Below are 11,129 nucleotides of genomic sequence, written 5' to 3'. Positions count from 1 at the left end.
TGTTGGGGGTTGCCGACCGGGTGATCCTGACCGCGCCGGCGCCGCAGTCGGCGGCGATCCTGCGGGCCAGCGAGCTTGATGCGGGCCTGCGCGACGCGCTGGCGGCCGAGCTGGACCGGGGCACCTACCGGCGCTGCATCTCGCTCACCTTCGCCTATGGCCGGCGGCCGGATCTGCCCTGGTACGCCCTGGTGAACACCGACCGACGCCACCCGATCGCATGGCTGGCCTGCGAGCACGATAAGCCCGGCCGCGCCCCCGCCGGCCAGGGGCTGCTTACCGCGCAGATGGGCCACGACTGGAGCGTGGCGCACTGGGACGCCGTCGAGCGCGGGACCTACGGCCAGGGCGCGCCGCTCATGCCGCCGCTCGACGCGGTGTGCGCTATGGTGACCTCGCTCGCCGGCGACCTGGGCGCGCCCCTGTGGGCCAACGCCCAGCGCTGGCGCTACTCGCTGCCCGACGGCCGCTGCGACGGCGAGCTGCTCAACGGCACTGGCAGCGGGCTCTCCTTCGCCGGGGATTTTCTGACCGGCCTGGGCCGCCTGCACCTGGCGATCCAGAGCGGCCGCGAGACGGCGGCGCGGATGATCGCCGAGCTGTGATATCTTGGGGCTATGCCCCGACCTGCATAATATATCGTGGGGCGGTGTAGCCGCCCCGCACTCCCAGAGCTTTTATGATAACAATTGTCCAGACACAGCCCGCGCACATCCCCGAGCTGGTGGAACACCAGAAGATCTGCTTCCCCACCCTGAAGGTCGAAGATCTCTTCGGGGCCGAGCACTTCGCCGCGCAGATGCGGGTCTTCCCCGATGGCCAGCACGTGGCCCTCGCCGACGGCCGGGTGATCGGCCAGAGCAGCACCTTCCGCGTGCGCGGCGAGTACGTCTTCAAGCAGCACACCTTCCACGAGATCGTCGGCGAGGGCTTCTTCACCGAGCACGACGACGCCGGCGAGTGGCTCTACGGCGGCGACATGAGCGTCCACCCCGACTTCCGCGGCCGCGGGGTCTCGCGCATGCTCTATGGGGCGCGCTGGGAGGTGATCCGCCGCCTCGGCCTGCGCGGCATTGTCGCCGGCGGCATGCTCCCCGGCTATAACGCCCACGCCGATAGGATGGACGTGGACGCCTATGTGGCCGAGGTGGCGGCCGGCCGGGTCGTCGACCCCACCCTCACCTCGCAGCTGCGGATCGGCTTCTCGGTGCGCGGCGTGCTCTACGACCACATCCGCGCCGGCGAGATGACCGGCCACGCATCGCTCCTCGTGTGGGAAGCTTGAGAGAATGGTGAATGCTGAATGGTGAATGTTGAATTCCGAACATTCAGCATTCACCATTCAGCATTCACCATTCAGCATTCAGCATTCACCATTACATATGCACACCCTCCACGTCTGCCAGACCGGCACCTTCCACGACGTCGGCGACCTGAGCACGATCAGCGACTACCTGGCCCGCCCCGAGTCCCTCGTCTGGCTCGACCTGGAGTCGCCCGATGAGGTCGAGGTGGCTCTGCTGCGCGACGAGTTCGGCTTCCACCCCCTGGCGATCGAGGACGCCGTGCGCGACCACGAGCGCCCGAAGGTGGACGCCTACGACGGCTACTACCTGCTGATCTTCTACGCCGCGCGCTATAACGAGCGCGACCAGATCGTGCTCCAGAGCGTGAACCTCTTTGTGGGCGGCAACTACCTGGTGAGCATCCGGCGCGGCCCGATCAGCGAGATCGAGGAGACCATGGCCCGCTGGCACGCGCCGAACGCGCCGATCGGCGAGAACACCACGCGCCTGCTCCACGCCCTGCTCGACACGATCGTCGATAACTACTTCACCCTGATGGACCGGGTCGTCGACCGGGTCGAGGAGCTGGAGGACACGATCTTCGGCAAGTTCCGCGAGGACTCGATCCAGGATATCTTCCGCCTGAAGAAGGATCTGCTGCTGCTGCGCCGGGCGGTCTCCCCCGAGCGCGATGTGCTCAACGTGCTGCTGCGTCAGGAGATGGCGCTCTTCAAGGGCCCGGAGATCGCCTACATCCAGGATGTCTACGACCACCTGGTGCGGGTGACGGACAGCATCGACACCTACCGCGACCTGCTCTCCAGCGCGCTGGACAGCTACCTCTCGCTCCAGTCGAACCAGCTCAACCAGCTGGTGAAGGCGCTGACCTTGGCCTCGATCATCCTCATGTCCTGCGCGCTGGTCTCGGGCATCTACGGCATGAACTTCATGTATATGCCGGAGCTGTCCTGGCCGCTGGGCTACCCCCTCGCCCTCGGCATCATGCTGACCATCGCCGCCGGGCTCGGCCTGTTCTTCAAGAGCCGCAGGTGGTGGTGAGGGTATAATGCAACCTGCAAAAGTTCTTTTGCTGCATGTTGCATGTTGCATTTGCGAGAGGAGTGAGAGATGTCCTACGGAGTGAAGCTCGACCCGCGCCCGCTGAGCGGCGATATCGGGGTGGTCGATCTGGTCGATACCTATCTGTTCGCCTATAACGCGGCCCGCCTGCGCGAGGCCTGCCAGCTCTTCGCCCGCAAGATCGCCCAGCCCGATGTGACGATCGGCGTCACCCTGAGCGGCGCGCTGACGCCGACCGGCATCGGCACGGCGGCGATCGTGCCGCTGATCCGGGCCGGCCTGATCGACTGGGTGGTGAGCACGGGGGCCAACCTCTACCACGACATGCACCGCTCGCTGGGCTTCGAGCTGTTCGGCAGCACGCCCTTCACCAACGACATCGAGCTGCGCGAGAATAAGATCATCCGCATCTACGATATCCTCTTCCATCAGGACGTGCTGCTGGAGAGCGACGCGTTTGTGCGCGAGTGCCTGCGCGGCGAGGAGTTCCAGATGACGATGGGCAGCGCCGAGCTGCACTACAAGCTTGGCAAGTACACCAAGGCCCGCGAGGAGGCCCTGGGCAGCGGCTATGTGAGCATCCTCACGGCGGCCCACGAGTGCGGCGTGCCCATGTACACATCCAGCCCGGGCGACAGCACCCTGGGCATGAATGTGGCCGCCCTGGCCCTTGAGGGCAACAGGTGCCGCTTCGATGTCGAGCGCGATGTGAACGAGAGCACGGCGATCGTCTACGACGCCAAGAAGCGCGGCGGCCAGAGCGCGGTGGTGATCGTCGGCGGCGGCTCGCCGAAGAACTTTATCCTCCAGACCGAGCCGCAGATCCAGGAGATCCTCGGCCTCGACGAGGCCGGCCACGACTACTTCATCCAGTTCACCGACGCCCGCCCCGACACCGGCGGCCTCTCGGGGGCCACGCCCTCCGAGGCGATGACCTGGGGCAAGATCGACCCCGACCAGCTCCCCGGCACGGTGGTCTGCTACCTGGACAGCACGGTGGCCCTGCCCATCCTGGCCAGCTACGCCCTGGCCAGCGCGCCGCCCCGCCCGCTCAAGCGGCTCTACGATAGGCGCGACGATCTGCTGGCGCAGATCAGCGCCGACTACCGGGCCCGCCTGGGCTAATTGATTGCAGATTGCAGATTGCAGATTGCAGATTGAACCTGCAATCTGCAATCTGCAATCTGCAATCTGCAATCGCTATGGAGCTCCTGCTCGACGGCCAGCCGCTCGGCTCGGCCGCCGCCATCGACGAGTGGCGGGCGGCCGAGCTCTCCTGCCTGCCGCCCGAGGGCGCTGCCCTGCGCCTGTGGCTGGGCGACGCCGAGCTGGAGCCCTTCTTGCGGCCGGGCGACCCGGCCTGGCGCTGGCGCTGGGTCGCCCAGGGCGGCGTCGGCGGCTTCGCGCTGGTGCTGCGCGCCGGGTGGCCCGACGGCCGCGCCGAGGAGCTGCGCGCGACCCTGCGGGTGCGCCCGCGCAAGCTCGACGAGGATCGCTACCGCGCCCTGCTCGATGACCTCCAGCGCCTCGGGCGCGCGCTGGTCTTCGCCCTCGGCGGCGGGGCCGCGCCCGGCGCATGGTCGCCCGAGCCCGACGCCGGCCCGCCCGCGCCTGCCGAGGACCTGGCCGGCCTGCTCGGCCCCGACCTCGACCGCTTCCTGGCCGCCGCCGAGCGGATCGCCCGCCGCCCGCCCGACCGCCTGCGCCCCGGGGTGGAGCTGGTGGAACCCGGTCAGGCCCGCGACCTCTCGGCGCTCGACCGGGCGCGTATCGATGCCTCGGCCCTTGCTGGCGAGTCTGGCGACGTGGCGGCGAAGGCGCGCCAGCTGTCCGCCATCCCCGAGCGCCGCCCGGCCGCCAGCCACGACTCCTACGAGAACCGGCTGCTCAAGCGGGCGCTGGCCGCCCTGGCCCGGCGGGCGGCGCTGCTCCAGGCGACGCCCGGCCTGCCCGAGCCGGCGCGGCGGCGGGTCGCGGACGCCGTCGATCAGCTGCGCGGCCTGCGGGGGCGGCCCTTCCTCGCCGATGTGGCCGCGCTCAGCCAGTTCGCCGGCCCCACCCCGCGGCTCCAGCGCGACCCCGACTACCGCGCGGTTTTCCGCATGTGGCAGCTGCTGCGCCGCCGCCCGCTCGTCCAGTGGGATGCGGCGACCCTGGCGATCCCCGTGCAGGATCTGCCGAGGCTCTACGAGCGCTGGTGCGCGGCCAGGGTGGCCCTGGCCCTGCTGGACATGCCCGGCCTGACCCTTGCCGCGCAGGATTTGGCGCGCCAGGACGACGACGACGACATGGCATGGGGGCTGCGCCTGGCCGAGGGCGGCGCGCTGCTTGAGCTGGAGGGCGCGGCGGGCGCGCGGCTGGCCCTGCGCTACCAGGCCCGCTACGCGCCCGGCGGCGCGCCGCTGCGCTCGCTCGACCGGCACACCCGCGTGCCTGACCTGTCCCTGGAGATCCGCCGGCCCGATGCGCCGCCGCAGGTCGTCATGCTCGACGCAAAGTACCGGCTGGACGCCTCCGGCGGCGTGCCCGAGGACGCCCTGGCCGACGCCTACAGCTACCTGGGCAGCATCGGCGCGGCCGACGGGGCGCGGGCGGCGGTGGCCGTGGCCCTGCTCTACCCTGGCTTGGGGGCTGCCGAGATCTACCCGAGTGGAGTCGCTGCCCTACCCCTGCTGCCCGGCGATGATGGGGAGCTGGCGGCGTGGATCACTGAGGCGCTGAGGGTGTGAGGCACTGAGGGAGTGAACGCTCAGTGGCTCAGTGCTTCCGTGGCTCCGGGATCACTGAGGCGCTGAGGGTGTGAGGCACTGAGGGAGTGAACGCTCAGTGGCTCAGTGCCTCACACCCTCAGCGCCTCAGTGATACGTGTCTTTTGCCCGGCCTGATCGGTGTACGTAGGGAAGCATCGATAGCGCAGGAGCACGAGCTATGACCGGAACTGCTGACCGCTCTTTTGTTGACCCGGCCTACCCGTCCTCCGAGACAACCGCACAGATCATCGCGGCGGCGCTCGCTGTGCATCGCACGCTGGGGCCAGGCTTCGAGGAGGTGTTCTACCAGCGCGCGTTGGCTATGGAGCTGCCGGGGTTCGGCCTAGAGTTCGCTCGCGAGGTCTGGATTGATGTGCGCTACAAGGGTCGTTTGCTCGGGCGTAAGCGGGTGGACTTTGTGATCGAGGATGTTATGTTGGAGATCAAGGCGCGCGGGCAGCTTGAGCCAGTTCATCACGTCCAGGCGCTCTCCTACCTCAAGGCGTCCGGGTATAAGGTTGGGCTGCTGATCAACTTCGGCGCCGCCCGGCTTGAGATCAAGCGCCTGGCAAACTGAGATTGGTCCCTCAGCGCCTCAGTCCCTCAGCGCCTCAGTGATTCAGTGACTCAGTTTGAGATCAAGCGCCTGGCAAACTGAGATTGGTCCCTCAGCGCCTCAGTCCCTCAGCGCCTCAGTGATTCAGTGACTCAGTTTGAGATCAAGCGCCTGGCAAACTGAGATTGGTCTCTCAACGCCTCAGTCCCTCAGCACCTCAGCGCCTCAGTGACTCAGTGATATCCCCAGCGTCGGCGTCGGCCCCGGCGTCGGCCGGTAGGCGTCGGCGGGGCGGGCGGGCGGGGCGCCGGAAAGCAGCGCGACGATCAGGATGGCGGCGGCCAGCAGACCGACGCCGGCGATGATCGGCCAGGGCCGGCGGGCCGAGCGGGCCGCCCGCAGATCGCGGGCCTGGGGGCGGGCGGCGGCGGACGGCTGCGCGCCGGTGGGCGCCGATCGCTCAGGCGCGGGGCTGGGCGGCGGGCGGCGGGCGCCCTGCGGGCGGGCGCGGGCCTGCGGGAAGCTGGCCGCCACCTGCTCCAGGTTCACCACCCGCCGCGTGGTGGTCGGGTGGGTCGGCTGCTCGTACCATGGGATGCTCACATCGCTCAGCACCTCCGTCTCAAAGAAGTCGAGCAGGTCGTAGGCGTAGCCCAGCCGGCCGGCGAAGGCGTCGGCGGCGAACTCGCGCTCGATAAAGTAGGATCGCCAGATCGATCCGAGCAGCGCCGGGCCGACCCCGCCGACGGCGAAGATGATCGTCATGCGCGTGATCTGGAGGCTGATCCCGAAGAGCGGGCCGGCCAGCCCGCTGAGGTTGATGCGGAGGAAGGCGAAGACGACGACGAGAAACGCCACCAGCACCGTAGAGATGCCGTAGGCCACCCAGCGCAGCAGGCCGAGCAGCAGGTAGGCGATGAAGAACCCGCCGGGGATCGTCAGGGCGCGGATGCCGAGCATCAGCCGGCCGTCCATGCTGTTAAAGTGGCCGAGCTCGTGGGCCACCACCCCGGTCAGGTAGCGGCTGTCGAACAGCTCGCGGTAGATGTACATCGTCCGCCCGGAGATGGCCGCGTTGAGCCCCTCGATGTCCACGGCGAAGACGTGCCTGGGGAAGGGCACGCCCCTGGCGCGGACCTGGGCGAGCAGCGAGTAGATGACCGGCCCGAGCCCGGCGACGGCCCCCGCCACAATCCCCGCGGTGCCCCCGGCGAGCAGCCTGACCAGCCCGCTCACGATCCCGAAGCGCACGACCACGCTGATCGACTCGATCAGCAGCGTGAAGATGTAGAGCACGACCCCGGCCATCGCGGCTCCTTCTGGGTGTACGGCGAGTGCGTTCCTGGCGGCGCAGGGGCATTATACCCCGCTCGCCGGGCTCCCGCGCTCGGCCCCCGGCCTGGCCCCAGGCCGGACAAAGATCAGGTAGTTGGCGAGGGCGGCCAGGCAGTAGCATGCGGCGGTGGCGGCGAAGAGGGGCGCGAAGCCGTAGGACCGCTGCACCTCAGCGCTGACGGTGGGGCCGATGATGTAGCCGGCCGAGTAGGCCCCGCTGATCAGCCCGATCACCAGCGGCCGGGCGGCCTCGGGGGTCTGCTCCATGGCGTGGGCCTCGTAGAGCGGCGCGGCCATGTTCATCAGGGCTCCGCGCACGATGGCGACGGAAGATGCCATCCAGAGGGCGGGGGCCATGCCGAGCAGTAGCAGGCAGGGGGTGGCGATAGCCTGGGTGAGCACGACGCTGGCTGGCCTGCCCAGGCGCGCGGAGAGCTGGGGGGCGAGCAGTGTGGCTGCCCCGGTGGCCACATCCACGGCGGCGAAGATCAGTCCCAGGGCCGCGTCGGGCGCGCCGTAGCGCAGGCGGAAGTAGAGGCTCAGGTAGGGGATGAGCAGGGCCGCGCCGCAGGAGATCAGCAGCGGCGAGATCAGGAAGCGCAGGGTGCCCCACGGCCGCGCCAGCAGCTCGCGCAGCAGGCCGCCGATCGGCGCCGCGTCGCCCCCCGCGCCCGCCGCCGGCGGCACGCGCAGCGCCAGCAGCGGCGCGGCCGAGGCTAGCACCACCAGCGCCGAGATCGCGAAGGTGGCCCGGTAGGCCCCGGCGCTCTGCGGGGCGACCTCCAGCAGGCGCGCGGCCAGCCCCGGCATCAGCCCGCCCACCAGGCTGCCCAGCCCCGCCACGCCGATGCTCAGCCCGAAGCTGACGCTGAAGAGCAGGTCGCGGCCCTGCGCCCCGCTGGCCCGCATCATCAGTGGGGCCGCGCTGACCTGGAAGAGCACCGCCGCCGGGCCGCCGATGGCCGTGCCGACTAGGAGCGGCAGCGGCTCTGGCCAGAGGGCCACGCTGAGCAGCGGGATGCTGGCCAGGCCGGCGGCGATGATCAGCGAGGCCCGCAGCCCCACCCGGCCCACCAGCCACCAGAGCGGCAGGCTGCTCAGCGCGGCCGCCAGCACCGGCAGGCTGTTCAGCACGCCCAGCAGCGAGAGCTCGCCCAGCAGCGGCAGCCGCAGCGTGCGCTGGTCGTAGCCGAGCGATACCAGCGCCAGGTTGAAGAAGATCCCGCTGATCGAGATGCCGAAGGTGAGCAGGGCGACGTGGGTGAGGTAGAGCCGGGCCGGACGGCTGAAATTTGACATCATCTACATCACAGCCCGTTGCGCGCGATCACCTCGCGGAAGAAGTGCGCGCTGGCCTTCCAGGTGCGCCGCTGGGTCGCGTAGTCGGTGTGGATCAGCCCGAAGCGCTTCGCGCAGCCCTGCGCCCACTCGAAGTTGTCCATGAGCGACCAGACGAAGTAGCCCCGCAGGTCGGCCCCCGCGTCGATCGCCCGCCGCGCCGCCGCGATGTGCGCCCGCAGGTAGTCTACTCGCGCCGCGTCGACGATCTGGCCGTCCGGCCCGACCAGATCGTCGAAGGCCGCGCCGTTCTCGGTGATGTAGAGCGGCACGTCGGCGAACTCGCGGGCCTTGGCCAGCGCCTCCACGACACAGTCCGGGTAGATCTCCCAGCCCATCGCCGTGGTCGGGCCGCGCGGCGGCACCTGCCGCGCCCCGGCCAGCGGGTCGCGCCAGTCGGCGGCGTGGGTCAGCCGGGTGTAGGTGTTCACGCCGAGGAAGTCGATCGGCCGGCTGATCAGCTCCATGTCGCCGGGGCGGACGGGCGGGCGCATCAGGCGCCGCGCGAAGTGGCGCAGCACGTCCTCGGGGTAGCGCCCGCGGAAGATCGGCTCCAGGAACATGCGGTTCATCGCCCCGTCGACCCGCCGGGCGGCGGCCACGTCGGCCGGGCGATCAGAGGCCGGGTGGTGTGGCCAGATCATCAGCACGACGCCGACCTGCGCGCCGGGGATGCGCGCGGCGCGGAAGGCGTCCACCGCCATGCCGTGCGAGAGCAGCAGGTGGTGGCCCGCCGGCAGGATGGCCCAGGGGCTGCGCCGGCCGGGCGCGTTCTCGCCGTTGCCGTAGCCGTAGAAGGCCTGGATGAAGGGCTCGTTATGGGTGGCCCAGAGCGGCACCTCCGCGCCCAGGGCGCTGAACATAACGCTGGCGTACTCGGCGAAGCGCAGGGCCGTGTCCCGGTTCACCCAGCCGCCCCTGTCCTCCAGCGCCTGCGGCAGATCCCAGTGGTAGAGCGTCGCCATCGGGACGATGCCCTTGTCGCGCAGGGCGGCGACCAGGCGCCGATAGAAGTCGAGCCCGGCCTGGTTCGGCCGCCCGCCGCCGCTCGGGAAGATGCGCGGCCATGCGATGCTGAAGCGGTAGGCTCCCAGGCCCATCTCTGCCATGTGCCCCACATCCTCCGCGTAGCGGTGGTAGTGGTCGCAGGCCATGTCGCCGCTGGTGCCGTCGGCGATAACCCCCGGCCGGCGCACAAAGCGGTCCCAGATGCTCTCGCCCTTGCCGCCCTCGTCCCAGGCACCCTCGATCTGGTATGCCGCCGTCGCCGCGCCCCAGAGGAAGCCGGGAGGGAAGCGGATGTCGTTGCTCATAGATGCCCCTGGTGCATGCGTTTGCCGCAGGCATTATACATTGCAGATTGCAGATTGCAGATTGCAGATTGCAGATTGCAGATTGCAGATTGCAGATTGCACGCTACAATCTACAATCTGCAATCTGCAATCTGCAATTCTCAAGGAGCCCCCATGTCCCTCACCACCCTGCCCCTGCGCATCCAGGCCGAGGTGCGCAACATCTGGCTTGGCGAGCGGCTCGACACCGTCATCCCCGCCGTCCTTGCGCGCGCCGGCCTCGATATGTGGCTGGTGATCGCCCGCGAGTATAACGAGGACCCGGTGATCATGTCGCTGCTGCCCGAGCCGGCCATGTCCGCCCGCCGTCGCACGATCCTCTGCTTCGCCCGCCGCCCCGACGGCACGGTCGAGCGGCTGACCCTCGACCGCTATGGCCACGGCGCGTACTACCAGCGGGCCTGGGACCCCGATGCTGAGTCGCAGGACGCCTGCCTGGCCCGGATCGTCGCCGAGCGCGACCCCCAGCGGATCGGGGTGAATGTCTCGGAGACCTTCGCCTTCGGCGATGGGCTGAGCCACCACGAGCACGAGCGCCTGCTGGCCGCCCTCGGCCCGCAGTACGCCGCGCGCCTGGTTTCCGCCGAGGCCGCCGCCGTCGGCTGGCTGGAGACGCGCACCCCCGCCGAGATCAGCGCCTACACGCCGATCATCGCCATGGGCCACAACCTGATCGCCCGCGCCTTCTCGCGCGAGGTTATCACCCCCGGTGAGACCACCACCGATGACGTGGTCTGGTGGATGCGCCAGACCATGCACGATGCCGGGCTGCGGGCCTGGTTCCACCCGACGGTCGAGATCCAGGCGCCCGGACAGCGCTACGACGCCGAGGAGCGGCGCAGCGTGATCATGCCCGGCGACTTGCTGCACTGCGATGTCGGCTTCGCCTACATGGGCCTCTGCACCGATCAGCAGCAGCACGCCTACGTCCTGCGCGCGGGCGAGGCCGCTGCGCCGACGGGCCTGCGCCACGCCCTGGCCGAGGGCAACCGGCTCCAGGACATCCTGATCGGCGCGATGAAGGTTGGCCGCACGGGCAATACGGTGCTGCGCGACGCCCTGGGGCAGGCCCGCGCGGCCGGCCTCAGCCCGAGCATCTACACGCACCCGCTGGGCTACCACGGCCACGCCGCAGGCCCCACCATCGGCCTCTGGGATCAGCAGGGCGGCGTGCCCGGCAACGGCGACTACCCGCTCTATGACCGCACGGCCTACTCGATCGAGCTGAATGTGACGTGCGCGCTGCCCGAGTGGGATGATCAGGAGGTGCGGGTCGCCCTGGAGGAGGACGCGCTGCTCAGCGGCGGGGTGGTCTCCTGGCTCGACGGCCGGCAGACCGAGCTGCACCTTATTTAGAACAGCAGGAGGGACGCAGCGCGCTGCGTCCCTCCTGCGTCCCTCCCGCTGTTCTACTGTGTCCCCTGCGGCGGCC

At 69.7% G+C, this 11,129-nt stretch carries 9 protein-coding genes and 1 pseudogene; 7 read left to right on the top strand and 3 right to left on the bottom strand.

Going from position 1 to position 11,129, the window contains the following annotated elements; translation table 11 throughout:
- The 6 genes and pseudogenes from K2Z83_RS16390 to K2Z83_RS16365 form a co-directional block, all read left to right on the top strand.
- Nucleotides 1–605 (top strand): FAD-dependent oxidoreductase (locus K2Z83_RS16390; RefSeq protein ID WP_220596267.1); only part of this gene is annotated, 605 nt, incomplete at its 5' end.
- Between the two features lie 74 nt (nt 606–679).
- Nucleotides 680–1,285, top strand: a complete 606-nt coding sequence (locus K2Z83_RS16385; protein WP_220596266.1) for a GNAT family N-acetyltransferase — start codon at nt 680–682, stop codon at nt 1,283–1,285.
- 25 nt (nt 1,286–1,310) lie between these two features.
- Nucleotides 1,311–2,345, top strand: coding sequence for a magnesium/cobalt transporter CorA (corA, locus tag K2Z83_RS16380; protein ID WP_255604087.1), 1,035 nt, complete (start codon nt 1,311–1,313; stop codon nt 2,343–2,345).
- A 69-nt stretch (nt 2,346–2,414) separates the two neighbouring features.
- Nucleotides 2,415–3,479: pseudogene (gene speY / locus K2Z83_RS16375) on the top strand (deoxyhypusine synthase); the annotation flags it as partial.
- A 23-nt stretch (nt 3,480–3,502) separates the two neighbouring features.
- The gene (locus tag K2Z83_RS16370) at nt 3,503–5,095 is read left to right on the top strand and encodes a DUF2357 domain-containing protein (RefSeq protein ID WP_220596264.1); all 1,593 of its coding nucleotides are present in this window, start codon (nt 3,503–3,505) and stop codon (nt 5,093–5,095) included.
- Between the two features lie 199 nt (nt 5,096–5,294).
- Nucleotides 5,295–5,693 carry a GxxExxY protein gene (locus K2Z83_RS16365; RefSeq protein ID WP_220596263.1) on the top strand — a complete coding sequence of 133 codons (399 nt, stop codon included), beginning with the start codon at nt 5,295–5,297 and terminating at the stop codon, nt 5,691–5,693.
- Nucleotides 5,694–5,897: 204 nt separating this feature from the next.
- On the opposite strand, the gene K2Z83_RS16360 is transcribed toward K2Z83_RS16365, so the two are convergent.
- The 3 genes from K2Z83_RS16360 to K2Z83_RS16350 are packed head-to-tail and all read right to left on the bottom strand — an operon-like array spanning nt 5,898 to nt 9,658.
- The gene (locus K2Z83_RS16360) at nt 5,898–6,980 is read right to left on the bottom strand and encodes a M48 family metalloprotease (RefSeq protein WP_220596262.1); all 1,083 of its coding nucleotides are present in this window, start codon (nt 6,978–6,980) and stop codon (nt 5,898–5,900) included.
- Between the two features lie 51 nt (nt 6,981–7,031).
- Nucleotides 7,032–8,309 carry an MFS transporter gene (locus K2Z83_RS16355; protein WP_220596261.1) on the bottom strand — a complete coding sequence of 426 codons (1,278 nt, stop codon included), beginning with the start codon at nt 8,307–8,309 and terminating at the stop codon, nt 7,032–7,034.
- 5 nt (nt 8,310–8,314) lie between these two features.
- Nucleotides 8,315–9,658 carry a GH1 family beta-glucosidase gene (locus tag K2Z83_RS16350; protein ID WP_220596260.1) on the bottom strand — a complete coding sequence of 448 codons (1,344 nt, stop codon included), beginning with the start codon at nt 9,656–9,658 and terminating at the stop codon, nt 8,315–8,317.
- Between the two features lie 21 nt (nt 9,659–9,679).
- Between K2Z83_RS16350 and K2Z83_RS16345 the strand changes: the two genes are divergently transcribed.
- The gene (locus tag K2Z83_RS16345) at nt 9,680–11,053 is read left to right on the top strand and encodes a M24 family metallopeptidase (protein ID WP_255604086.1); all 1,374 of its coding nucleotides are present in this window, start codon (nt 9,680–9,682) and stop codon (nt 11,051–11,053) included.
- Nucleotides 11,054–11,129: the final 76 nt, after the last annotated feature.

It is taken from the genome of Oscillochloris sp. ZM17-4 (genome assembly GCF_019599295.1).
Taxonomy (GTDB): domain Bacteria; phylum Chloroflexota; class Chloroflexia; order Chloroflexales; family Chloroflexaceae; genus Oscillochloris.
The sequence above is the reverse complement of the archived record's forward strand: the minus strand, read 5'-3'. Positions and strand labels throughout refer to the sequence as shown.

Bases quoted from the DNA above. Each gene is read 5' to 3' on its own strand.
- K2Z83_RS16385 (WP_220596266.1), top strand. From the start codon at position 680: ATGATAACAATTGTCCAGACACAGCCCGCGCACATCCCCGAGCTGGTG.
- corA (WP_255604087.1), top strand. From the start codon at position 1,311: ATGTTGAATTCCGAACATTCAGCATTCACCATTCAGCATTCACCATTC.
- K2Z83_RS16365 (WP_220596263.1), top strand. From the start codon at position 5,295: ATGACCGGAACTGCTGACCGCTCTTTTGTTGACCCGGCCTACCCGTCC.
- K2Z83_RS16360 (WP_220596262.1), bottom strand. From the start codon at position 6,980: ATGGCCGGGGTCGTGCTCTACATCTTCACGCTGCTGATCGAGTCGATC.
- K2Z83_RS16355 (WP_220596261.1), bottom strand. From the start codon at position 8,309: ATGATGTCAAATTTCAGCCGTCCGGCCCGGCTCTACCTCACCCACGTC.
- K2Z83_RS16350 (WP_220596260.1), bottom strand. From the start codon at position 9,658: ATGAGCAACGACATCCGCTTCCCTCCCGGCTTCCTCTGGGGCGCGGCG.